Origin of the sequence: Microbacterium flavum (genome assembly GCF_018717645.1) — a bacterium.
Taxonomy (GTDB): domain Bacteria; phylum Actinomycetota; class Actinomycetes; order Actinomycetales; family Microbacteriaceae; genus Microbacterium; species Microbacterium flavum.
Genome location: NZ_JAFLHG010000013.1, coordinates 83,347 through 104,958 on the forward strand (window position 1 = coordinate 83,347; position 21,612 = coordinate 104,958).

Consider the following 21,612-nt stretch of genomic DNA (forward strand, 5'->3'; position numbering starts at 1 on the left):
AGACCTCCATCCCCCCTTCGGGCGGGATGCCGGGGCCTGTCCTCACCCCCGTCGACCTGGGAAGATCGGGATCGAACCGGTACGAGGAGTGGGGAGAGCCATGAGCATTGACCTGCAGGCGGGCGACATCGACGAGAGCGTGCCTTCGTCGGGTCCGGGGTGCGTCGAGTGCACGGCGACGGGCGGATGGTGGCTGCATCTGCGGCGGTGCGCCGAGTGCGGACACGTCGGATGCTGTGACAACTCGCCGTCCCAGCACGGCACGAAGCACTCCGAGACCACCGGCCACGCGGTGATCCAGAGCTACGAGCCGGGCGAGGAGTGGTTCTACGACTACCGGTCCGGCCAGTTCTTCGACGGTCCCCGGCTGGCGGCCCCCACCAGTCATCCGCAATCGCAGCCGGTCCCCGGGCCCGACGGCCACGTACCCGCGAACTGGCAGGCGCTTCTTCATCCGTGAGCGCGAGCCCCCTGCCGGCTCACGGCCGGCCCGCCGAGGCGCCGCGAGGGGCAGTCCGGTAGTCCCCGGTCTCCTGCCGACGCGGCGTGTCAGTCCTCGTGGCGCGGGGCCGTCGTCAGGGCGTGCCGCACCAGTGCGTCGAGGGTCTCCAGGCCGTCGCGCGACAAGATGGACTCGAGGTGCCCCTGCACCGATGCGTACCCGGGGCCGCGCATCGCGTAGACGTCGCCGGAGTCGGCGTCGGCAGAGATCTCGGTGGCGCCGAGCCGGGCGGTGCCCGGGGCGACTCGAGCCGTGAACGTGTTGTAGAAGCCGATCGAGGCAGGCGTTCCGAATACATCCACGCGCTTCTGCAGGCCCTGGTGGGGCGAGGCGAGCGGAGCCAGATCGATGCCCAGCGTGTCGGCGAGGATCTGGTGGCTCAGGCAGACCGCGAGAAGCGGGGTCCTCGCCGCCACACGAGCCGCGACGACCTCGCGCATGCGGGCGATGCGCGGGCTCTCGCCGTCACGCGGATCGCCGGGCCCGGGGCCCGAGACGACGAGGTCTGCCGCTTCGACCTCGGCATCCGTCACCTCCGCCCACGGCGCGATCGTCACCGCGAAGCCGAGGTGGCGCAGCTGGTGGGCGAGCATCGTGGTGAAACGATCCTCGGCATCCACGACCAGTGCGCTCAGGCCGGCGCCGGGGCCGTCGGCGGCATCCGCCGCACCGTCCTGCGGGTTCAGCCAGAACGGAGCGAGTCGCTCGTTCCGCGCGGCGAGGAGCTCGGCGATCGCGGGGTCTTCGGCCAGGGCGATCCGGGCGTCGGGACCGACGGGGGCATCCTCATCCAGGGCGGCCTGACGGGCAGCGTCGTCGCGGGGGATCGCGCCGATCGCGCCGAGCACACCCGCAGCCTTCCCGTGGGTCTCACCCACTTCGCCGTCGGGGTCGGAGTGGCGCACCAGGGTCGCGCCGACCGGCACCCGCAGGCGGCCGTCCACGAGATACGCCGTGCGGATGAGGATGGGGGCGTCGAGGTCGTGCCCGCCGCCCGCCGCCGGGGTGAACAGTGCAGCGACGCCGGAATAGTATCCGCGCGGGGCACGCTCGTGGCGCTCGATCACGGTGCAGGCGTTCTGCATGGGGGATCCGGTGACGGTCGGCGCGAACATCGTTTCGCGCAGGATGTCGCGAGGATCCATCGCGCTGTGCCCGCGCAGCATGTACTCGGTGTGCGTGAGGCGCGACATCTCCTTGAGGTGAGGCCCGGTGATCCGGCCGCCGTCGCTGCAGACGGCGCTCATCATCTTGAGCTCCTCGTCGACCACCATGAACAGCTCTTCCGTCTCCTTGGTCGAGGAGAGGAACTCGGTCAACGTCTCCGCCGTCGCGCCGCCGGCCGGGTGACGGAACGTCCCGGAGATCGGGTTCATCGTGACCACGCCTGCCTGCGCGCTGACGTGGGCCTCCGGGCTCGCCCCGACGGCGAGGTGTCCGGGGGTCGAGACGAGGAAGGTCCAGTACGCCCCGCGCTCGTGCTCGAGCAGCGCGCGGAACCAGGTCAGGCCCGCCGTCAGGGGATCGGTGTCGACGGATGCCGTGAAGTCCCGCCGGATGACGAAGTTCGCGCCCTCGCCGCGACCGATCTCGTCCGCGATGACCGTGCGGACGATGTCGGCGTACGCCTCATCCGACAGATCGAATCCGGCCTCGCGGAGGTCGACCGGCTCGACCGGAAGCGCCGGCAGCAGATCGGCGATGTCGATCTCGGTGTGATCGTCCACGACGAGGCAGCGCAGCGGCGCCTTGTCGTCGTGGCAGACGAACCCGCGCTCGACGACCTGGCGGTACGGCACCAGCGCGAGCACTTCGTGTGGCGTGCCGTCCTCGGCGATCAGCGGAATGTCCGCCAGCAGCGGAACGTCGACGACATCGCCGGTCAGCACGTCGACGGTCGCGCCGCCCCGGGCGAGCAGCGCGAACGGGCGTCCGGAGCGCAGCAGCGCGTCCAGGGGCGTGGGGCTCGGGGTCATCGCCGGGCCTTTCTTCAGGTCGGGCGGGCTCGATCGTCCGGGAACGAAAAGACCGCCTCGAGGGCGGTCTGTGTCTTGTTCGCGAATCCGCTCGCGCACACACCGCCTCAGCGGGTGAGCCACCAGGAGGTGTTCGCGAACATGCGGTCACAATATCAGAACGGTGAGCCCGGACTGTCGCCGCGCCGCAGACGCGTCCGAGAGGATGGGGGGGTGATGCCTCCCCCCGCGCCCCGTCCACGCTCACGCCGATCGCTCGTCATCGCGGCGGCAGTGGCAGCCGCCCTCGCGTTCGCCGGGTGCGCGTCCACGGCGCCGCCTGGGACGGCGACCTCCACGCCGTCGGCCTCCACCGCGCAGCCCAGCCCCACGCCGACCCCCACTCCCGAACACACGATCGCGTTCGGGGGCGACTGCTCCGCCGTCCTGAGCGATGACGACCTCGCCGCGATCGTCGGCGTGGAAACGAGGCCGCGGGAGTACGTCGGCACCGCCGACGTCGGCCTCCGCACGCTCGGCGGCATCGAGTGCGCCTGGCAGGCCGCGGAGGACATCGGCTACCTGGCCGACGGCATCTACAGCCTGATCGTCGTCGTGCTGCCGACGGCCTCCGTCTCGGCGGATCTTCGGGCGGAGGCATCGACCGCCGCCTGCATCCGCATCTACGACGGCGCCACCTGCACGCTCGGCGCCGACGTCGGCGGGGTATGGGTAGCCGCGCAGGTCGACCAGTTCGGGGACGAGCCCCCGACTGCGCTTCTCCAGTCCACTCTCGACACCGCTTCCGCGCACGTCCCGGGCGCGATCGCGCCCGTCGCGCTGCCCGCGACAGGCCCGTGGTGGTCCCTCGGGGCGACGTGCGAGGAGCTCGGCGAGCGACTCGGCCTCGCGGACTTCCTCGGCGAGGGGTACGTCACGGGCTGGTGGGAGGGGGATCCCACCCTCGCGTGGACGTACCGCGTGGTGCGCGACGCGGGGGCCACCGCGTCCTGCCACTGGAACCCCAATTACGGCTCCGCCGCCGGGGATGCCGCGGTCTACGGACTGACCTCCCTGACGCTCTCTCCAGGAGCCGGGTGGGATCAGGAGCGGGTTCTGAGCCGCGGCCAGCGCGTCGAGCTGCCGGGCGGGCAGTCCGCTGCGGTCGACGAAGAGGTCGCTGTCGGCGCCGACGGCGTCAACGTCGCCTCGGTGAGTGCCGGGCAGCGATCGGGCGGCGACCCGACCGAGCTGCTCTCCCGTGTCTTCGAGGTCATGGATGGGATGCGCTGACCGATAGGCGCACACGCCGACGAGAACCTCCGCAGCGCCCACCCAGCCGGCCCGGCGTAGGCTGGGGACGTGCCAGCAGTGAACCTCGGGATGCCGCGTGTGCCGGACGTCCTCGCCCCGCGCCGCAAGACCCGTCAGATCAAGGTCGGGAAGGTGCTCGTCGGCGGCGACGCGCCGGTGAGCGTCCAGTCGATGACGACGACGCCGACGACCAACATCAACGCGACCCTCCAGCAGATCGCCGAGCTCACGGCATCCGGCTGCGAGATCGTGCGCGTCGCCGTCCCGAGCCAGGACGACGCGGATGTGCTGCACATCATCGCGAAGAAGAGCCAGATCCCGGTCATCGCCGACATCCACTTCCAGCCGAAGTACGTCTTCCAGGCGATCGACGCGGGCTGTGGAGCGGTGCGCGTGAACCCGGGCAACATCCGGAAGTTCGACGACCAGGTCGGTGCGATCGCGAAAGCGGCGAAGGATGCCGGCGTCTCGCTGCGCATCGGCGTCAACGCCGGGTCGCTCGACAAGCGTCTTCTGGAGAAGTACGGGAAGGCCACCCCCGAGGCGCTTGTGGAGAGCGCGGTCTGGGAGGCGTCGCTGTTCGAGGAGCACGACTTCCACGACTTCAAGATCTCCGTCAAGCACAACGACCCGATCGTCATGGTGAAGGCGTACCGCATGCTCGCCGAGCGGGGGGACTGGCCCCTCCACCTCGGCGTCACCGAGGCCGGCCCCGCGTTCCAGGGCACGATCAAGAGCGCGACCGCGTTCGGCATCCTGCTGGGGGAGGGCATCGGCGACACGATCCGCGTCTCGCTCTCAGCACCGCCGGCCGAGGAGGTCAAGGTCGGTCACCAGATCCTGCAGTCGCTCAACCTGCGCGAGCGCAAGCTCGAGATCGTCTCGTGCCCCTCCTGCGGCCGCGCCCAGGTCGACGTCTACACCCTGGCCGACGACGTCACCGAGGGGCTCAAGGACATGACCGTGCCCCTGCGGGTCGCCGTCATGGGCTGCGTCGTCAACGGTCCCGGCGAGGCGCGCGAGGCCGACCTCGGGGTGGCATCCGGCAACGGCAAGGGCCAGATCTTCGTCAAGGGCGAGGTCATCAAGACCGTTCCCGAGTCGGAGATCGTCGCCACGCTCATCGAAGAGGCGAACCGCCTCGCCGCCGAGATGGGCCCCGACGCCCGTACGGGCACCGCCCAGGTCATCACGGCCTGAGGGCACACCCATGCCGTCTGCGGCATGGGCGTGATCGGATCGTTGCGGCTCCCCGTCGTGTACCGAGACCGCGTCTGCGACGATGGGGACATGAATGGATTCCCCCCGAGCCGTTTTGCGTTCGTCCTGGCCGCTGCGTCGATCGTCCTCCTCGTCTCGGGGTGCGCCGGACCTGGTTCGGCGGATCCCGGGCTCTCGCCGACACCCAGCGTGTCCGTCTCCCCGACAGCCACGACGGCACCGACCCCTGCCGTCCCGACCCTTGCCGTCCCGGCCTTCGCCGGCGACTGCGGGCTCATGGCCTCGGCTTCGGACCTCTCGGTCTCGGTGGAGCGGACGTTGGCCGATCCGGAGAACGGCACATCACCCGGTGTGCGGACCCTGGGCGGGACTTCGTGCGTATGGCGCGCGAACGACTTTCTGGGCGTTCGCGCTCACGCGCTTCCCACCGCGATCGTCCCGCAGGACGTTCAAGACTCCTACGCGACGCCGACGTGCGGCTCGTACACCTCCGACGGATACGGGTGCGGCGTCGCTGTCAGCAAGCGGGGTATCTGGATCCTCGTGTCCGTGGACTCCTACCTGATCGACGGCTCTCCGGCGACCGATGAGGTTCTGCGACGGCAGCTCGCCGCCGCGACACCCGTCTTCGAGAGCGCGATGTCCGACGCGACGACGCCGGCGCCTGTCGCCGCCGTTCCCGATGACGCGTGGTGGTCGCCCATCACCTGCGAACAGCTCGCCAGCGGTATCGACCTGACCGGCATCCTCGGATCGGACGACGTCCAATCAGGCTATCCGAGCGGGCTCGCGGCCACCTTCCCCGAGACGCTCGCCGAGGAGCGCGGGACGAGCATCTCGTGCGCGTGGAACGCGGCATCCGGGTCGGCGATCATCGTCCATGCCTCCCCGGGCGGTGCGGGCGGGTGGCAGATGATCCAGGACGAGTGGAGTGCGCGAAGCCCCCTCACCGCGATCACGATCCCGGGTGCGGAAGAAGCGTTCCGGGCGCAGGCGGGTCTTCGTCCCGAGAGCACATCCGTCATCGCGACGGACGGAACGAACGTGCTGCAGGTGATGGAGGCGCCGGACCCGGAATCGGCTGCGGGTCAGATCATCGCGGCATTCCCTCGCGATTGAGACGGCGGATCGAGCGGGTGGAGGGACGCCCGTTCTGCGACCGGGAACGGATCCTGCTCCGTGATGTCACGTCACGACGTGCGGGCAGGCCGCCCGCATCCGATAGCGTCGGGGTCCTATGACCGAGACGGATGCCCCGCTGTCGCGCCCGATCGTCGCGGGCCTCGTCACGGTCCTCGTCGGCGTCACGAGTTCGTTCGCCGTCGTGCTGACGGGGCTCGGTGCCGTGGGCGCGACCCCCGCGCAAGCCGCCAGCGGACTGCTCGTCCTGTGCGTCACGATGGGCCTCGCCTCGATCGCCCTCTCGTGGCGCTATCGCATGCCGATCACGTCGGCCTGGTCGACCCCGGGAGCGGCCGTCCTGGCTGCGACCGGGGCAGTCGAAGGAGGATGGCCGGCGGCGGTGGGCGCGTTCTGCATCACGGCGGCGCTCATCCTGCTGACGGCCCTCTGGCCGCAGCTCGGGCGCCTCATCGCGCGTATTCCGCCGTCCATCGCCCAGGCGATGCTCGCGGGTGTGCTGCTCCCGCTCTGCCTCGCGCCCGTGTCCGGCCTCGTCAGCGCCCCGTGGGCCGTCGCGCCGGTCATCGTCACGTGGCTCGTTTGCGCGCGTCTCGCCCCGCGGTGGGCGGTGCCGCTCGCGTTCGCCGCGGCCGCCGTGGTCATCGGCATCCACGTCACGCTGACGGGTGCGACCCTGGATGCCGGGAGCTTCCTGCCGCGGATCGAGCTCACCGCGCCGACGCTCACGTTCGGCGCCGTCGTCGGGCTGGCGCTGCCCTTGTTCCTCGTGACGATGGCGTCGCAGAACGTGCCGGGAATCGCGATCATGCGCAGCTTCGGGTACGAGGTGCCGTGGCGACCGGCCATGCTCGTGACGGGCCTCGGCACCGCGCTCGGTGCGCCCGCGGGCGCCCACGCGATCAACCTCGCCGCGATCAGCGCGGCCCTCGCGGCTGGACCTGATGCCGACCCCGACGCGAAACGCCGGTGGATCGCCGGGGTCTCGACGGGAGCGTGGGCGATCGTCGCGGGCGGGCTGTCCGCCGCGCTCGTCGCCCTCGTCGTCGTCGCGCCGGGCAGTCTCATCCCGGCCGTCGCAGGCGTGGCGCTGTTCGGCGCCTTCGGGTCCGCCGTGCAGCAGGCGATCGATGATCCGGGCGAGCGGATGCCGGCCGTCGTCACCTTCCTCGTCGCCGCCTCGGGCATCGTCGTCGCCGGGATCAGCGCCGCATTCTGGGCGCTGGTCGCGGGACTCGTGGTGCGGATCGTCCTGCACGCCAGACGGGCCCCTGCCTGAGCAGGAGCCCGTCCGATGCGGTGAGTCCGCGCGTCAGAACTGGTTCATCGTGTTGTGCGCGCCGCCGGCCTTGAGGGCCGCGTCGCCCGCGAAGTACTCCTTGTGGTTATCGCCGATGTCGGAGCCCGCCATGTTCTGGTGCCGCACCGTCGCGATGCCCTCGCGGATCTCGCGTCGCTGCACACCCCGCACGTAGGCCAGCATGCCCTCGTCGCCGAAGTACCCCTTGGCCAGGTCATCCGTCGACAGCGCCGCCGTGTGGTACGTCGGCAGGGTGATCAGGTGGTGGAAGATGCCGGCGCGCGCCGACCCGTCCTTCTGGAACGTGCGGATCTTCTCGTCGGCCAGACGGGCCAGCTCCGTGTCGTCGTACGAGATGTTCATGAGGTCTGCGCGGTCGTACGCCGTGACATCCGCCCCCTGCGCGGCGAGCGCGTCGTAGGCCTGCTGGCGGAAGTTGAGCGTCCAGTTGAACGACGGGCTGTTGTTGTACACGAGCTTCGCGTTCGGGATCACCTTGCGGATCTCGTCCACCATGCCCGCGATCTGCTCGACGTGCGGCTTCTCCGTCTCGATCCAGAGCAGGTCGGCACCACCCTGGAGCGCGGTGATGCAGTCGAGCACGCAGCGCTCCTCGCCGGTCCCGGGGCGGAACTGGTAGAGGTTGGATGCCAGGCGCTTCGGCCGCAGCAGCCGGCCCTCGCGCCGGATGATCACGTCGCCGTCGCTGAGGTCACCCGCCTCGATCTCCTCGACGTCGAGGAACGCGTTGTACTGGTCTCCGAGGTCGCCGGGCTCCGAGGAGACGGCGAGCTTCTGGGTGAGGCCGGCTCCCAGCGAGTCGGTGCGGGCGACGATCACGCCGTTGTCGATGCCGAGCTCGAGGAACGCGTAGCGCACCGCGTTGACCTTCGCGAGGAAGTCCTCGTGGGGGACCGTGACCTTGCCGTCCTGGTGGCCGCACTGCTTCTCGTCCGACACCTGGTTCTCGATCTGGATGGCGCACGCGCCCGCCTCGATCATCTTCTTGGCGAGGAGGTAGGTGGCCTCGGGGTTGCCGAACCCGGCGTCGATGTCGGCGATGATCGGAACGACGTGCGTCTCGTACGTGTCGATCTGGCTCTGGATGAACTCGACGGCGGTCTCGTCGCCGGCGGCGCGTGCATCGTCCAGCTTGGTGAACAGGAGGTCGAGCTCACGCGCGTCGGCCTGACGCAGGAACGTGTAGAGCTCCTCGATCAGGGCCGGCACGGCCGTCTTCTCGTGCATCGACTGGTCGGGGAGCGGGCCGAACTCCGAACGGAGCGCCGCGACCATCCAGCCGGAGAGGTAGAGGTAGCGCTTGTTCGTGGACTTCAGGTGCTTCTTGATCGAGATCAGCTTCTGCTGGCCGATGAAGCCGTGCCAGACCCCGAGCGACTGCGTGTAGACCGAGGAATCGGCGTCATACTCGACCATGTCGCGGCGCATGATGTCGGCGGTGTACTGGGCGATCTCGAGTCCGGTGCGGAACCGGTTCTGCAGTCGCATCCGCGCGACGTACTCGGGGTCGATCGCATCCCAGCTCGGGCCGTTCTGTTCCTTGAGAGCCGTGATCGCCAGGGTGGCGTCGGTGTAGGCGGTCATTGTGGGTCCTTTGCAGTGGTCTTCCGCTCGCGGAGCGGGTGGCGTTGGAACCACTGTGCGCCAAGTTTCAGACCTCTTCCGGCCATTCGGCGTGTGAAATTCAGCCGTCTTTCTGCTCTCCGGAAGACATCGGGGTCGCGACGCGGAACACACAGGTGCCTTCGGCGATGGATGCCGTGACGAGCGTCACCTGGACGGCGCTTCCCGGCGCGGCATCCAGCCCGCTCACCTTCGCCTCCACCGGGGGTTCGGTGAGCTGAACCCGAGCGCCGTCGCCCCGCAGCGCCAGGACCACCCCCGGGAAGGTCTCGCCTTCGCGCCCATGCAGGAGCGCGGCCTCGACTCGATCGAGGGCGCCCGCATCCAGCTGGGACGCCTTCTGCGTCGAACGGCTCATGATCGCCGGGAGGTCGTGAAGCGAGGACCGCGCCCACTCGGGGACGGCGCGGCCCTGGACGAGCGCCTCGCAGACGACGAGCGACCAGCGGTCGACGAGGCGCCGCAGGGGCGCGGTCGTGTGGGCGTACGGCGCGCCGATCGCCGCCTGGATGTTCTCGGCGGGCACGTCGCCGTCGAAGGCGAGGTAGCCGGCGCCGCGGAACAGCCCCGCCGCGTACTCCTTGACCGCGCGGGCGGTGGGGGATCCGTCGAGGCTCCGCAGGTAGTCGCCATAGCCGACGTCGGTCCGCCACGGGATGCCGAGGGCAACCGTCTGCGCGCGGAACTCCGCGATGTCGTCGGCGTCGGCGGGCGGCATCGTGCGGAGGATCCCCACCCGTCCGGCGATCATGATCCCGGCGGCGGCCATGCCCGTGAGAAGCGACACGTGGGCGTTGGCGTCCTCGAGCGGAACGCCGGCATCGATCTCGAGGTCGTAGCCGATCCCGTCCGGCGTCTCGACCGGGACGACCCGCGCCTCGGGGATGTTCAGGCTTGCGCCGCCCCGCTCGCGCTCCCGTTCCGCGCGCTGCGCGCCGAACCACGGCATCGCACGAAGCGATCCGGGCGCATCGCCGCGGTCGATCGCCTGCTGGGCGTCCTCGTACGACCACTGCGCGCGCGAGCGCACGATCGCGCGGACGAGTGTCGTCTCGACCGGCCGCGCGCCGTCGTCGAGGACGAAGCGCCAGACGAACGCGCGACGGTCGACGCCCGGCAGAAGAGAGGCCGCGCCGTCGCCGAGGACCGGCGGGTGGAGGGGGATGCGCCCGTCGGGGGCGTACATCGTCTGCCCCCGACGGCGCGTCTCCGCATCCAGGGCCAGACCGGGAGCCACGAAGGCGGGCACGTCGGCGATCGCATAGTGCAGGACGGCGCCGGAGCCGGTGCGCTCGAGGTGGAGGGCCTGGTCGAGGTCGGTGGAGCCGACCGGGTCGATGGTGAGGAACTCCACATCGCGAAGATCCGCGAGCCCGGATGCCGCGGGGTCGAGGGGAACGGCGCGAGCAGCGGCGTCGGCTTCGGCGACGGCGTCCGGTGGATAGTCCTCGGACAGGCCCAGCGACTCCCGCAGTGCGAGGAGCGAGGCGGCCAGCTCGCCGCGGGCGGGAGTCGGAGCGAGACGGGGTCGGCGGGGCGGCACGGGGCCAGTGTAGGTGCGGCGCATCCGTCGGGCGGATCCCCTTGCGCACGCCGCACACCACGTGCACAGACTGGGCCGGTTACGATTCTCGGGTGAGTGCTGCGAGGTCGAGGTCCGTGTCCGTACCGGTGGCCGTGGCCTCTCTGCTCCTCGTCGCGGGGATGCTCTCCGGCTGCACCGGCGCCGACGCCGACGACGCGATCGCGCCGCCGAGCGGCTCCGCGTCGCCGAGCGAGAGCCCACGTCCGACGCCCTCGGCATCCCCGACGCCACCCGCTCCCGTCTCGCCGGTCGCGGGCGGATGCCCCGCGCTGGCGGCATCGGATGCCGTCGTCGCGGCATCGGGCGGCGTGCAGCGTGTCACGACGCTCGATCAGATGTGGCACATCGCCATCGAGACCGAGGGCGGTCTCGCCTGCTCCCTCCTCACTTCGCGTCTCGCGGTCGACGCCTATCTGCTGCCCACCTCCCTGGCCACGGGCAGGATCGCCGCCCTCCTGGCCGCTCCGACGTGCGACCGAGGCGCCGGGAGCATGGAATGCCACGCCTCCGCGCCCGGCGCCGGCCAGACAGCGCTCGTCGCGGCGTCCTTCCCCACGTCGGTCGATGACGCGACGGCACTGGGCGAACTGGGTGGGATCGCCGCGGCCGTGGCGGCCTCGGCGACCGAGGGCACGCCGGCGCCGACCCGCGCGACGACGTGGAGCCACCCGCTCGACTGCCGTGCGATCGGGGAGACGATCGGGGTCACGTCCCTCCTCGGCTCCGACGAGGCGCGCACCGCGCTGGGGGCGCCCCCGGCGGCCACCGTCGACGGGGAGCTCGCCATCGCGTCATCCACGACCGCGCGCTGCGACTGGACGCGCACCCCGACCCAGAAGGGCGACCGCGGATCCGAGTTCAGCGTGATCTCCGTGCCCGGCGGTGCGTGGGCCTGGAAGACGCTGGCCGCCAGCGTGTCCGATGCCGTCGACACGATGGTCGGCGGGCATCCCGCCCGTGTGACCTCGCGGGGCGAGGTGTACCTCTCCGACGGCGTGAACATCCTGCACCTGCAGGGTCAGCGGCTCGCGGGTGTGAGCGTCGTCGACACGGCGCTCGGGGTGCTGTCGGTCATCGCCAAGAAGGATGCCGGGTCCCGCGGCTAAGCTTGTCGCTCGTGGTCACCCGTCTCTCCTCCTTCTTCGTCCGCACGCTCCGCGAAGACCCGGCTCAGGCCGAGGTCGCGAGCCACAAGCTGCTGATCCGCGCCGGGTACATCCGTCCGCAGGCGGCCGGCATCTTCGCGTGGCTCCCGCTCGGTCTGCGCGTCAAGGCGAAGATCGAGACGATCGTCCGCGACGAGATGGCGGCCGCGGGAGCGCAGGAAGTGCACTTCCCCGCTCTGATGCCGCGCGAGGCATATGAGGCGACGGGGCGGTGGGAGGAGTACGGCGACCTGCTGTTCCGCCTGCAGGACCGCAAGAACGGCGACTACCTCCTCGCCCCGACGCACGAGGAGGCGTTCACCCTGCTCGTCAAAGACCTCTACTCGTCGTACAAGGATCTCCCCGTCACGCTGTACCAGATCCAGGACAAGTACCGGGATGAGGCCCGGCCGCGCGCGGGCCTTCTGCGCGGGCGCGAGTTCACGATGAAGGATGCCTACTCCTTCGACTACACCGATGCGGGACTGGACGCCTCGTACCAGGCCCAGCGCGACGCGTACGAGCGGATCTTCCAGCGCCTCGGCCTCGAGTACGTGATCGTGCAGGCGGATGCCGGGGCGATGGGCGGCTCCAAGTCCGAGGAGTTCCTCCACCCGACCGCGGTCGGCGAGGACACGTTCGTGCGCTCGGACGGCGGCTACGCGGCCAACGTAGAGGCTTTCGAGACGGTGGCGCCCGAGCCTGTCGCGGTCGACGGAATGCCCGAGCCCGTGATCTTCGACTCGCCGGACACTCCCACGATCGACACTCTCGTCGCGCACACCAACGCCGTCCTGGGCACGTCGGAGCGCGCCTTCACGGCGGCCGACACGCTGAAGAACGTCGTGCTCGCCCTCACCCACCTCGACGGCACGCGGGAGCTCGTCGTCGTCGGCCTCCCCGGTGACCGCGATGTCGACGACAAGCGCGCGGAGGTCGTCTTCGCGCCGGCTGCGGTCGACCCCGCCACGCCCGAGGACTTCGAGAAGAACCCGCTGCTCGTCAAGGGCTACATCGGTCCCTGGTCGCCCGAGGGCGCCATCCTCGGGGAGGAGTCGGCGACCGGCATCCGGTACCTCCTCGACCCGCGCGTCGCCGACGGCACCGTCTGGATCACCGGCGCGAACGTCGACCAGAAGCACGTGCACTCGCTCGTCGCCGGCCGCGACTTCGGCACGGACGGGTTCGTCGAGATCGCGAGCGTTCGCGAGGGCGATCCCGCGCCGGACGGCTCCGGGCCTGTCACGCTCGCGCGCGGTATGGAGATCGGCCACGTCTTCCAGCTCGGCCGGAAGTACGCCGAGGCGCTCGGGCTCAAGGTCCTCGATGAGAACGGCAAGCTCGTCACCGTCACGATGGGGTCCTACGGCATCGGTGTGACCCGGATCCTCGCGATCCTCGCCGAGCTCAACAACGACGACAAGGGCCTGATCTGGCCAGAGTCCGTGGCGCCGTTCGACGTGCAGGTGGTCGCCACCGGGCGCGACGAGGCGGCGTTCGCCCTCGCCGCGCAGGTGTCGGACGAGCTGGATGCCGCGGGCCTCGACGTCCTCTACGACGACCGCAAGAAGGTCTCCCCGGGCGTGAAGTTCGGTGACGCGGAGCTCATCGGCGTCCCCTGGATCGTGATCGTCGGGCGGGGAGCCGCCGACGGCGAGGTCGAGCTGTGGGAGCGTCGTTCGGGCGAGCGGACCGTGCTGCCCGCTGCGGACGCGACGGCCCGGCTGTCACGTCGCTGAGCCGCGGAGCCGAGGAGCCGGAATGAGGAGAACCGATGAGTGAGACACCCGCCGTGCCCGCCCCCGTCGCCCGCTTCGTCGCGGCGATCAACGCGGCCGACACCGACGCCTTCGTCGCCGTGTTCGCCGACGACGGCTTCGTCGAGGACTGGGGCACCATGTACGCCGGGCCGGCGGCCGTTCGCCGGTGGGCGGGTTCGGACGCGATCGGCGCCGGGGCGCAGATGACGATCCTCTCCGCGAGCACCGAGGGGGAGGTCACCACCACGCGCTTCGATTGGCGCAGTCGTGTGTTCACCGGCCAGTCGGCCGGCATCTTCACGCTGCGGGGCGACGAGATCGTCGGCTTCGTCATCCCCTCCGGGCACTGAGGGGCGCGAGCGACGTGCGGGCGCTGCTTCAGCGCGCGGTCGCCTCGAGGTAGGCCAGGATCGCGCGCACGCGCCGGTTGTCGTCCGGCGAGTCGGGCAGTGAGAGCTTCGTGAAGATGCTGCCGGTGTGGGTCTCGACGGTGCGCTCCGACAGGAACAGGCGCTGCGCGATGGCGGCGTTGGACCATCCCTCCGCCATCAGCGCGAGGACGTCCCGCTCGCGCGGGGTCAGGGCGGCCAGGACGGAGGAGGCACCCGCGGCGCCGAGCAGTCGCGTGACGACCTCGGGGTCGAGCGCCGTGCCGCCGGCGGCGACCCGGCTGAGTGCCGTCAGGAACTCGTCCACGTCGAGCACCCGGTCCTTCTCGGCATCGTGGTGGGCGGCTTCCTGATGGAAGCGCTCGCCGCGTACGCCGCTGAGCAGCCGAACCTCGACCTCGGCGGCGTGGTCGAAGCGTCGCAGTCGGCGGCCGCGCTGCCGTTCTTCCTGCTGTTCGTCGTCGGGAACATCGTCGGGACGGCGCTGCTCGCTCTCGCCGTCATCCTGTCGCGGGGTCTTCCGCGGTGGGCGGGGGCGCTGATTCTCGGCTGGCCCGTCGGCCACGTCCTGAACGTCTTCGGGGGGCTCGGCGAATGGTTCGCGGTCGGCGGCGGAGCGCTCGAGATCGCAGGTCTGTCCGTCCTCGCCGTCATTGCGCTGCGGACGAGCGACCGGGAGTGGGCGGCGCGCGGCTGAGGCGACCCGGCATCGGCGTTGGCGCCGATGCCGGGTGCGCTCGCGCGCTCCTTGATGCACAGCCACCCCGCCTCCGCGCGGGCTGTCGGCGGTCGTCGGTGGGCGAGGTCATGAGCCGAAGACTGCGGTTACTGGGCGAACTCCTCGAGGAGCGTCGCTGCCCGCTCCACCCCGCCCGCCGCGGCCATCGCGGCGGAGATCTCAACGGCCCGCACTCGAAAGGCGGGGTCGCCGAGCACCCGGTCGACGCCGGCGCGCACGGCGGCCGGTCGTGGGCGTCCGGTCTTCAGGTTGACGCCGGCTCCCGCGGCATCCACGCGCCCGGCGACCTCCGGCTTGTCGAGGTCGCCGCCGGCCACGACGAGGGGCCGGCCGTGCGAGAGCGCCGTCAGAACACCGCCCCAGCCCCCATTGGTCACGACGAGGTCCGCCCGCGGGAACAGCTCGTCGAACGGCAGCAGCGCGGCCGTGCGCGCGTTCGCGGGAATGGGGAACGACAGGGCATCCTCACCGCGGACACCGGTCGACGCGACGATCAACGCGTCGTCGTCGGCGAGGGCCTCCAGCGCCGGCCGGAGCAGGTCGTCGGGGTTGACGTTCTGCGTGCCCTGCGTGACGACGATCACGCGCCGCCCGTCGAGGTCGGGCCACCACGGTGGGTGCGGCACCGAGGCCGCGCTCGCGAGCCGGCCCACCCAGTGCAGGTGCGCAGGACGATCGGGCAGGTCGAAATCGAGCGCCGGCACTCCGGATGCCAGGACGAGCTGCGCCGACCACACCTGACGCTCGAATCCGTCGCGTGTCTCGGGCAGCCCGATCGCCGCGCGGGCACGCGCGCTCGCGCGGTTGATGCGACCCGACAGGGCGGGGATCAGAGCGCGCAGCGCCGCGTCACGGCTGCGCCCGAGCGCCGCCCGCCCGGGTCTCAGGCCGAGGCCCGGGGGCGGGCCCTGCTGCGAGACGAGGTGCAGGGGCAGGATCGCGAGGGTCGCCCAGGGGCATCCGATGCTCTCCGCGATCACGCTCGGGGCGAGAGAGGCCTCGTCGCTCACCAGGGCATCCCATGGCTCGCGGCCCCACTCCGCGCGCACGTCGTCGAGCTGGGCGGGCGCGGTCGCGATGAAGAGGTCCTCCATGTTGATCATGAGCTGCGCGAAGCCCTTCTTGCCCACGAGGCGGGGAAAGGTGGCCGGCAGGTCCTGCTCGTCGAAGTCGGGGGCCGCGCGCCACGGCACGAAGCGCGCGCCGGCCGCTTCGACCTGCCGGCGGAATGCGCTCCCCGTGTACAGGCGGACGTCGTTGCCGCGGGAGACGAGAGCGCCCGCAACCGCCGCCACTGGAGCGACGTGTCCCGAGAAGGGCATCGCTGTGAGAAGGAACCGGGCCATCGTGGGCTCCCTTGCTCTCGGGCTTCGATGCTCATGGTGCACCCGGAAGGGGACTCCGCGCATCCGTGTCAGCACCGAGCTGTTCCGCTCGCGTCGCTCCGCCCGGGTGCCGGGGGCGTGGCTCATCCTCACGGGACGCCGTGCTCCCTGCGCTGACCGCACCCCGCATGTCCCACTTGTGGTCGTTTCCGCGGTCAGAATACGACCGAAGGTGGGACGAGGCCCGCACGGAGTGGGACGAGGCCCGCACGGAGTGGGACGAGGCCCGCACGGAGTGGGACGCCGCGGGAGCTGCGGGGATCAGCAGACGATCTTGCCGTGGTTCATGATGTCGTCATCCGGCGTGTCCTTGGTGACGAGGGACTTCAGCATGCCGGCGGCCATGGCGATCTTGCCCTTCGAGGGCTCCCAGAACTCGGTCACCTTCGGCGTCACCTTCAGGAGCACGATGCCGGGGGTGTCGATCCCGTCCTCGAACCAGATGTCGAGGGAGGGCGAGTACAGCTCCTCCATCTTGGCGCGGTCGTGCACCACCGCAGCCGACCCGCCGACGGAGACGTAGCGCATGCCCTTCGCGTCGCAGTACGACAGCCCGACGTCGCGGTGCTCGCGGGCCTCATCGACCTTCTCGGTTTCCTCCGACGTGAAGAACCAGATGTCGCCGGCGTCGTCCATCTGCCGCGTGGACATCGGCCGAGAGACGAGGTGGCCGTCATCGTCCACCGTCGTGAGCATCGTGAAATCGATGTCCTCCACGAGCTCCTTGACGTGGGCGAGGGCTTCGGGACCGGTGATCTCTGTCATGGTCCGAGGCTTCCATCCACGTCTCGAGCCGCGGCAGGGGCTTGACATGGACCGGTCGCCGTGCGCCACCCGCCGTTCACCCCGGCATGTCAGGCTGGGGACATGAACGGCAGCTCCACCCAGATTCCCGCGTCGGTCACCGACGACATCCGGTCCGTGATCGAGGATGCCGGGATCGAGAGCGATCAGGACCTCATCGCGCGGATCCTCGCCACCGGCATCGGGCTCGGCCTCGACGACACGGACCGGCTCGACCTGAAGATCACGTCCGCCGCCCTCACCGAGATGCGCGCCGCGTTCCGCCTGTTCGCCCCGTTCCGCGGCATCCCCAAGGTCACGATCTTCGGCTCGGCGCGCACGCGACCCGACGACCCGCTGTATCGGGCCGCCGCCGCTGCTGCCGGTGCGCTCGCCGAGGAGGGCTGGCTGGTGGTGACAGGTGCCGGCCCCGGCATCATGCAGGCCGCGGCCGAGGGCGCCGGACCCGACCACTCACTGGGCGTGAGCATCCGTCTGCCGTTCGAGGAGAAGCCCAACGCGGTCATCTCGAAGAACGCCCGGAACGTGGCGATGAAGTACTTCTTCACCCGCAAGCTCATGCTCGTCAAGGAGTCTCGCGGGTTCATCTGCGTGCCGGGCGGGTTCGGCACGCTCGACGAGATGTTCGAGCTCCTCACCCTGCAGCAGACGGGCAAGGCCGACCCGACTCCGATCGTCCTGCTGGACCGCCCCGGTGGCGACTTCTGGTCCGGCCTCGGACGTTTCGTCGACGAACACCTGATCCCCTCGGGCGTCGTCTCGCCGGATGATTTCGACCGGGTCCTCGTGACGGATTCGGTGGATGCCGCAGTGGCGGAGATCACCGGCTTCTACCGCAACTACGACTCGCTGCGATGGGTCAAGGGGCGGCTCGTCCTGAGGCTCCGCCACGCACCCACGGAGGCTGAGCTCGCCGAGCTGAACACGCGGTTCGGCGACCTCCTCGTCGACGGACGGATCGAGGCATCCGGGCCTGTCAAGGCGGAGGTGGCGGACGGCGACCGACTGGACCTCGCCCGCATCGTGCTGCGGCTGAACCAGTTCAAGGTGGGAGAGCTGCACCGCCTGATCCGGGCGGTGAACGCGCTCCCCTCGACGCGCGGCTGAGTCGGGCTCAGAGCCGGGCGTAGCGCGCTCGGAAGAAGAGGAACACGCCGTACGCGACGAACCCTGCGCCCACCACGCCGACCAGAAGTGGGCCGAGGAAGAGCCCGTGGAGCTTGTCGAAGGCATCGTCGAGCCCACCCGCCTGTGCCGCGTCCGCGGTGACCGCCGCGACGATGAGCAGCACTCCGACCACCGCGAGGGCGATGCCCTTGGCGATGTAGCCGACGATGCCGAGGCCGGTGACGAACGGGCCGATGCCGCCGGAGGGGATCGACATCTTCTTCTCGAAGGAGCGGAGGATGCCCATCACGACGAATGCGATCCCGCCGGCGGCGATCCCGAGGCCCACCGCGCCGAGCAGCAGCGGACCGCCGGGGAGGGAGAGCGCATTCCTGCTCGCACCCTCCGCAACGGCGTTGCCGTCCGTGCGGGCGCCGAGGGCGACGGATGCGGCGACCGTCCCGAGCGCCGCGAAGACGACTCCCTGACCCCATTCGGAGATACGTCGACCCCATCCCGCCGCCTGCGCCTTCGCGTCGCCCGACGCGCGCAGCAGGAACCCCTCGACGAGGTGGTACAGGCCGAGCGCCCAGAGCAGCACCGCCAGGCTCCAGAGCACGAGGATGCCGAGCGGCGCGCCGGCGATCGCGCGGAGGGCCCCGGACTGGTCGGCCTCACCCGACCCGCCGACGGCGAGGCTCAGGACGAGGATCCCGATGAGCACGTGGACGAGTCCGGATGCCGCGTAGCCTCCGCGGGCGAGGACGCGGACCAGCGGGCTCGAGGAGACGGAACGTGCGGCGCTGCGCGCGGCATCCGCCATCAGGACTCGATGTCCGCGCTGCCCGCGATCCAGGGCCGCCCGAGCGGGATCACGTGGCGCCCCATGGTGCGCCAGTAGAACTTCTCGATCAGCATGTAGGTCGCGAGGGCGGATGCCGCGATGAGGAACCACGCGCCGACGACGCCGAACCCCTCGCCTCCGCCGAACGCGCCGGCGGATTCGAGACCGAGGCCGATGCCGACGCAGATGAGGGTCACCGGAAGCACGGTGTTGTGCATCGACCCGGCCACGGCGAAGCCGAACGCGAGGATCGAGAAGATCATCATGAACAGCGGCTTGGCGGGACCGGAGACCTCGAAGAAGCCGAGCTCTCCGCCGAGGAGGAAACCGGGCATGCAGATCCAGTACCACCCGAACGCGTTGTAGACGATGAAGTGGAAGTCGTCGCCGATGAAGTACGACAGCATCCCGGCGGTGACCTGGACGATGCCGCCGAACGCCGCGCCGACCCAGAAGACGGCGCTCTCGTTCTGCACGCCGAGGTGTGCGAGCTGTGCCGTGAGGGTCGCGATGACGAAACCGAGCAGGCCGATCAGGCCGGGATCGGCGGTCGTGGCGTCGGGGCGGCGAGCGGTGCGCATGCGCTCACGATACCCACCGGGCGGGCGCGTGCGGCGGCTCTCGTCCGGAGATAATCCTCGCGGCATCCGGTAAAGTCGTGAGGATGGTGCGACGGAATCCGTCCGCCGAGAGCTGAATAGGGAGGAACCTGTGGACATCGATCTGGGACTGCTGCGTACGGTCGAGCGTGAGAGGGAGATCCCTTTCGAAGAACTCGTGCGCATCATCGAGCAGGCCATCCTCACCGCCTACGCGAAGCACACCTCGCCCGACGGCGAGCTGCCCGAGGGTGCGCGTGCCGTGCTCGACCGCAAGTCCGGCCACGTCGCCGTCTTCGTGCCGCTCATCGATGAGACCGGCGCCGTCATCGGCGAGGAGGAGTCGACGCCGGAGGACTTCGGTCGCATCGCCGCCTTCGCCGCGAAGCAGGTCATCAGCCAGCGCCTCCGCGATATCGCCGACGACGCCATTCTGGGCGAGTTCCGCGGCAAGGAGGGCGACATCGTCGCCGGCGTCATCCAGCAGGGTCCGAACCCGCGCATGGTGCACGTCGATCTCGGCACCGTCGAGGCGATCCTCCCTCCTGAGGAGCAGGTCGCGGGGGAGCAGTACCCGCACGGCGGTCGCCTCCGCGTCTACGTGACCTCCGTGTCCAAGGGGCTGAAGGGTCCGCAGATCACCGTGTCGCGCACCCACCCCGGCCTCGTCCGCAAGCTCTTCGCCCTCGAGGTGCCCGAGATCGCCTCCGGCCTCGTCGAGATCATCTCGCTGGCGCGGGAGGCGGGTCACCGCACCAAGATCGCCGTCACGGCGACGGACCCCTCGATCAATGCGAAGGGCGCCTGCATCGGTGAGATGGGCCGTCGCGTGCGCGCGGTGACCGAGGAGCTCGGCGGCGAGAAGATCGACATCGTCGACTACGACCCGGAGCTCGCGAAGTTCGTCGCCAACGCCCTGTCGCCCGCCAAGGTCACCTCGAGCTTCATCCTCGACGCGAACACGAAGGCCGTGCGGGCCCTCGTTCCCGACTATCAGCTGTCGCTCGCGATCGGCAAGGAGGGGCAGAACGCCCGCCTCGCCGCGAAGCTCACGGGGGCCAAGATCGACATCCAGCCGGATTCGATTCTCGAGGACGCCTGACCGGGGGTAAGATGGAACCCGTTCGAACGTGCGTGGGATGCCGCGCGCGCGCTCCTCGGTCCGCCTTGCTGCGGGTCGTCGAACGGGACGGAGCACTCGTCGCAGACGAGGACGCCGTCCTTCCCGGCCGGGGCGCGTGGGTGCATGACACGGACGCGTGCGTGGAGGCGGCCATCCGTCGACGGGCCTTCGGGCGAGCGCTGCGAGTGTCCGGCACGCTGGACACGCAGACCATTCATCACAACCACCAGCGAAAAGGCTGAACGGCTATGGACGCAAAGTGAACGGCTCGAAATGAGACCCGTCCGCAAGTAGCGGTCCGCCCTGTCCGGGGTGGGCCCCAGACAGGAGAAATGTGGCAAACCCACGTGTGCACGAGATCGCTTCCGAGCTCGGCGTCGACTCGAAAGTCGCCCTCGCGAAGCTGAAGGAACTCGGCGAGTACGTCAAGAGTCCTTCGTCGACGATCGCGCCCCCGGTGGCGCGCAAGCTCCGGACCGCCCTCGAGGCGGACGGCGCAGGGTCAAGCGCCGCGGCGACCGCCCCGGCATCCCCCTCGAAGCCCGCCGCGTCGTCGCGCCCGACGACCGGCGCCCGCCCCGGTCCGGCGCGCCCTGCGGCCCCGACTCCGGGACCCCAGGCTCCGGCCGCCGCCACGCCGGCGTCGGCCGCGCCCGCGACTCCCGAGCCGGCGGCTGCTGCTCCCGCTCCGGCGGCTGAGAAGAAGCCGAAGGCAGACGCCGCGCCGCAGGCAGGGACCGCGTCCCCGGCCGCGCCGAAGGCGCCGGCCGAGGGGAACTCCGCGTCCGACGGGAAGACGGAGGGCGGCTCCTCGGCGCCGACCCCCGGCCCCGCCGCGCCCGCGGCGCCCCGTCCCGGTGGGGCTCCGCGCCCCGGCAACAACCCCTTCGCCTCGGCGCAGGGCATGGGTCAGCGTCCCGCGGGCCCGCGTCCCGGCAACAACCCCTTCGCCTCGGCGCAGGGCATGGGCCAGCGTCCGACCCCCGGGAGCATCCCGCGCCCGCAGGCTTCGCGCCCCGGCGCGCCCCGCCCCGGAGCCCCGCTCCCGGGCGGCGC

21 protein-coding genes are annotated in these 21,612 nt (G+C 70.8%); 13 read left to right on the forward strand and 8 right to left on the reverse strand.

All coding sequences use genetic code 11. The features are described from left to right. Positions 1-100: 100 nt before the first annotated feature. Positions 101-460, forward strand: a complete 360-nt coding sequence (locus tag J0P97_RS13510; RefSeq protein ID WP_215488307.1) for a UBP-type zinc finger domain-containing protein — start codon at positions 101-103, stop codon at positions 458-460. Between the two features lie 89 nt (positions 461-549). Here the strand turns inward: J0P97_RS13510 and J0P97_RS13515 are convergent, their stop codons facing one another. Beyond that, positions 550-2,478 carry an anthranilate synthase family protein gene (locus J0P97_RS13515; protein ID WP_215488308.1) on the reverse strand — a complete coding sequence of 643 codons (1,929 nt, stop codon included), beginning with the start codon at positions 2,476-2,478 and terminating at the stop codon, positions 550-552. Positions 2,479-2,691: 213 nt separating this feature from the next. On the opposite strand from J0P97_RS13515, the gene J0P97_RS13520 reads away from it, so the two are divergent. From J0P97_RS13520 to J0P97_RS13535, 4 genes are all read left to right on the forward strand, one after another. Continuing rightward, positions 2,692-3,750, forward strand: coding sequence for a hypothetical protein (locus J0P97_RS13520; RefSeq protein ID WP_215488309.1), 1,059 nt, complete (start codon positions 2,692-2,694; stop codon positions 3,748-3,750). A gap of 69 nt (positions 3,751-3,819) precedes the next feature. Beyond that, complete coding sequence (gene ispG / locus J0P97_RS13525) at positions 3,820-4,971, forward strand: flavodoxin-dependent (E)-4-hydroxy-3-methylbut-2-enyl-diphosphate synthase (protein ID WP_215488310.1); 1,152 nt, start codon at positions 3,820-3,822, stop codon at positions 4,969-4,971. 90 nt (positions 4,972-5,061) lie between these two features. After that, positions 5,062-6,111, forward strand: coding sequence for a hypothetical protein (locus J0P97_RS13530; RefSeq protein ID WP_215488311.1), 1,050 nt, complete (start codon positions 5,062-5,064; stop codon positions 6,109-6,111). 118 nt (positions 6,112-6,229) lie between these two features. Continuing rightward, a complete protein-coding gene (locus J0P97_RS13535; RefSeq protein ID WP_215488312.1) occupies positions 6,230-7,411 on the forward strand; it encodes a benzoate/H(+) symporter BenE family transporter in 1,182 nt (393 codons plus the stop codon). A 33-nt stretch (positions 7,412-7,444) separates the two neighbouring features. On the opposite strand, the gene J0P97_RS13540 is transcribed toward J0P97_RS13535, so the two are convergent. Beyond that, positions 7,445-9,037, reverse strand: a complete 1,593-nt coding sequence (locus tag J0P97_RS13540) for an isocitrate lyase (RefSeq protein ID WP_215488313.1) — start codon at positions 9,035-9,037, stop codon at positions 7,445-7,447. 100 nt (positions 9,038-9,137) lie between these two features. Beyond that, positions 9,138-10,619 carry an RNB domain-containing ribonuclease gene (locus J0P97_RS13545; protein ID WP_215488314.1) on the reverse strand — a complete coding sequence of 494 codons (1,482 nt, stop codon included), beginning with the start codon at positions 10,617-10,619 and terminating at the stop codon, positions 9,138-9,140. Between the two features lie 134 nt (positions 10,620-10,753). Between J0P97_RS13545 and J0P97_RS13550 the strand changes: the two genes are divergently transcribed. The 3 genes from J0P97_RS13550 to J0P97_RS13560 are packed head-to-tail and all read left to right on the forward strand — an operon-like array spanning position 10,754 to position 13,916. Then, positions 10,754-11,767, forward strand: a complete 1,014-nt coding sequence (locus J0P97_RS13550; protein ID WP_215488315.1) for a hypothetical protein — start codon at positions 10,754-10,756, stop codon at positions 11,765-11,767. Between the two features lie 11 nt (positions 11,768-11,778). Continuing rightward, positions 11,779-13,545: a proline--tRNA ligase gene (locus tag J0P97_RS13555; protein WP_215488316.1), complete on the forward strand. Its 1,767-nt coding sequence runs from the start codon at positions 11,779-11,781 to the stop codon at positions 13,543-13,545. 35 nt (positions 13,546-13,580) lie between these two features. Then, complete coding sequence (locus J0P97_RS13560) at positions 13,581-13,916, forward strand: nuclear transport factor 2 family protein (protein ID WP_215488317.1); 336 nt, start codon at positions 13,581-13,583, stop codon at positions 13,914-13,916. A gap of 28 nt (positions 13,917-13,944) precedes the next feature. Here J0P97_RS13560 and J0P97_RS15960 read toward each other — a convergent pair whose 3' ends face one another. Beyond that, a complete protein-coding gene (locus J0P97_RS15960) occupies positions 13,945-14,271 on the reverse strand; it encodes a response regulator transcription factor (RefSeq protein WP_282837821.1) in 327 nt (108 codons plus the stop codon). A gap of 36 nt (positions 14,272-14,307) precedes the next feature. Between J0P97_RS15960 and J0P97_RS15685 the strand changes: the two genes are divergently transcribed. Further along, positions 14,308-14,652: a hypothetical protein gene (locus J0P97_RS15685; RefSeq protein WP_246540485.1), complete on the forward strand. Its 345-nt coding sequence runs from the start codon at positions 14,308-14,310 to the stop codon at positions 14,650-14,652. A gap of 128 nt (positions 14,653-14,780) precedes the next feature. On the opposite strand, the gene J0P97_RS13570 is transcribed toward J0P97_RS15685, so the two are convergent. Together J0P97_RS13570 and J0P97_RS13575 are read right to left on the reverse strand one after the other, a co-directional pair. Beyond that, positions 14,781-16,040, reverse strand: a complete 1,260-nt coding sequence (locus J0P97_RS13570; RefSeq protein WP_215488319.1) for a nucleotide disphospho-sugar-binding domain-containing protein — start codon at positions 16,038-16,040, stop codon at positions 14,781-14,783. Positions 16,041-16,340: 300 nt separating this feature from the next. Then, positions 16,341-16,844, reverse strand: coding sequence for a pyridoxamine 5'-phosphate oxidase family protein (locus J0P97_RS13575; RefSeq protein WP_215488320.1), 504 nt, complete (start codon positions 16,842-16,844; stop codon positions 16,341-16,343). A gap of 102 nt (positions 16,845-16,946) precedes the next feature. On the opposite strand from J0P97_RS13575, the gene J0P97_RS13580 reads away from it, so the two are divergent. After that, positions 16,947-17,990 (forward strand): LOG family protein, encoded by a 1,044-nt coding sequence (locus tag J0P97_RS13580; protein WP_215488321.1) that lies wholly within the window; start codon positions 16,947-16,949, stop codon positions 17,988-17,990. Between the two features lie 7 nt (positions 17,991-17,997). On the opposite strand, the gene J0P97_RS13585 is transcribed toward J0P97_RS13580, so the two are convergent. Together J0P97_RS13585 and J0P97_RS13590 are read right to left on the reverse strand one after the other, a co-directional pair. Further along, positions 17,998-18,813 (reverse strand): DUF1206 domain-containing protein, encoded by an 816-nt coding sequence (locus J0P97_RS13585; protein ID WP_215488322.1) that lies wholly within the window; start codon positions 18,811-18,813, stop codon positions 17,998-18,000. Further along, the gene (locus J0P97_RS13590) at positions 18,813-19,415 is read right to left on the reverse strand and encodes an acetate uptake transporter family protein (RefSeq protein WP_215488323.1); all 603 of its coding nucleotides are present in this window, start codon (positions 19,413-19,415) and stop codon (positions 18,813-18,815) included. The genes J0P97_RS13585 and J0P97_RS13590 overlap by 1 nt, the downstream gene beginning before the upstream one ends. A 130-nt stretch (positions 19,416-19,545) precedes the next feature. Between J0P97_RS13590 and nusA the strand changes: the two genes are divergently transcribed. The 3 genes from nusA to J0P97_RS13605 form a co-directional block, all read left to right on the forward strand. Continuing rightward, positions 19,546-20,535, forward strand: coding sequence for a transcription termination factor NusA (gene nusA / locus J0P97_RS13595; RefSeq protein ID WP_215488324.1), 990 nt, complete (start codon positions 19,546-19,548; stop codon positions 20,533-20,535). Positions 20,536-20,546: 11 nt separating this feature from the next. Then, positions 20,547-20,798 (forward strand): YlxR family protein, encoded by a 252-nt coding sequence (locus tag J0P97_RS13600; RefSeq protein WP_215488325.1) that lies wholly within the window; start codon positions 20,547-20,549, stop codon positions 20,796-20,798. A gap of 92 nt (positions 20,799-20,890) precedes the next feature. Then, the coding region (locus tag J0P97_RS13605) for a translation initiation factor IF-2 N-terminal domain-containing protein (RefSeq protein ID WP_308163574.1) at positions 20,891-21,612 on the forward strand (722 nt) is incomplete at its 3' end.

Bases quoted from the DNA above. Each gene is read 5' to 3' on its own strand.
- J0P97_RS13575 (WP_215488320.1), bottom strand. From the start codon at position 16,844: ATGACAGAGATCACCGGTCCCGAAGCCCTCGCCCACGTCAAGGAGCTC.
- J0P97_RS13560 (WP_215488317.1), top strand. From the start codon at position 13,581: ATGAGTGAGACACCCGCCGTGCCCGCCCCCGTCGCCCGCTTCGTCGCG.
- J0P97_RS13530 (WP_215488311.1), top strand. From the start codon at position 5,062: ATGAATGGATTCCCCCCGAGCCGTTTTGCGTTCGTCCTGGCCGCTGCG.
- J0P97_RS13535 (WP_215488312.1), top strand. From the start codon at position 6,230: ATGACCGAGACGGATGCCCCGCTGTCGCGCCCGATCGTCGCGGGCCTC.
- J0P97_RS13600 (WP_215488325.1), top strand. From the start codon at position 20,547: ATGGAACCCGTTCGAACGTGCGTGGGATGCCGCGCGCGCGCTCCTCGG.
- J0P97_RS13590 (WP_215488323.1), bottom strand. From the start codon at position 19,415: ATGCGCACCGCTCGCCGCCCCGACGCCACGACCGCCGATCCCGGCCTG.
- J0P97_RS13585 (WP_215488322.1), bottom strand. From the start codon at position 18,813: ATGGCGGATGCCGCGCGCAGCGCCGCACGTTCCGTCTCCTCGAGCCCG.
- J0P97_RS13580 (WP_215488321.1), top strand. From the start codon at position 16,947: ATGAACGGCAGCTCCACCCAGATTCCCGCGTCGGTCACCGACGACATC.
- J0P97_RS13540 (WP_215488313.1), bottom strand. From the start codon at position 9,037: ATGACCGCCTACACCGACGCCACCCTGGCGATCACGGCTCTCAAGGAA.
- J0P97_RS13515 (WP_215488308.1), bottom strand. From the start codon at position 2,478: ATGACCCCGAGCCCCACGCCCCTGGACGCGCTGCTGCGCTCCGGACGC.
- J0P97_RS13510 (WP_215488307.1), top strand. From the start codon at position 101: ATGAGCATTGACCTGCAGGCGGGCGACATCGACGAGAGCGTGCCTTCG.
- J0P97_RS13570 (WP_215488319.1), bottom strand. From the start codon at position 16,040: ATGGCCCGGTTCCTTCTCACAGCGATGCCCTTCTCGGGACACGTCGCT.
- J0P97_RS15685 (WP_246540485.1), top strand. From the start codon at position 14,308: ATGGAAGCGCTCGCCGCGTACGCCGCTGAGCAGCCGAACCTCGACCTC.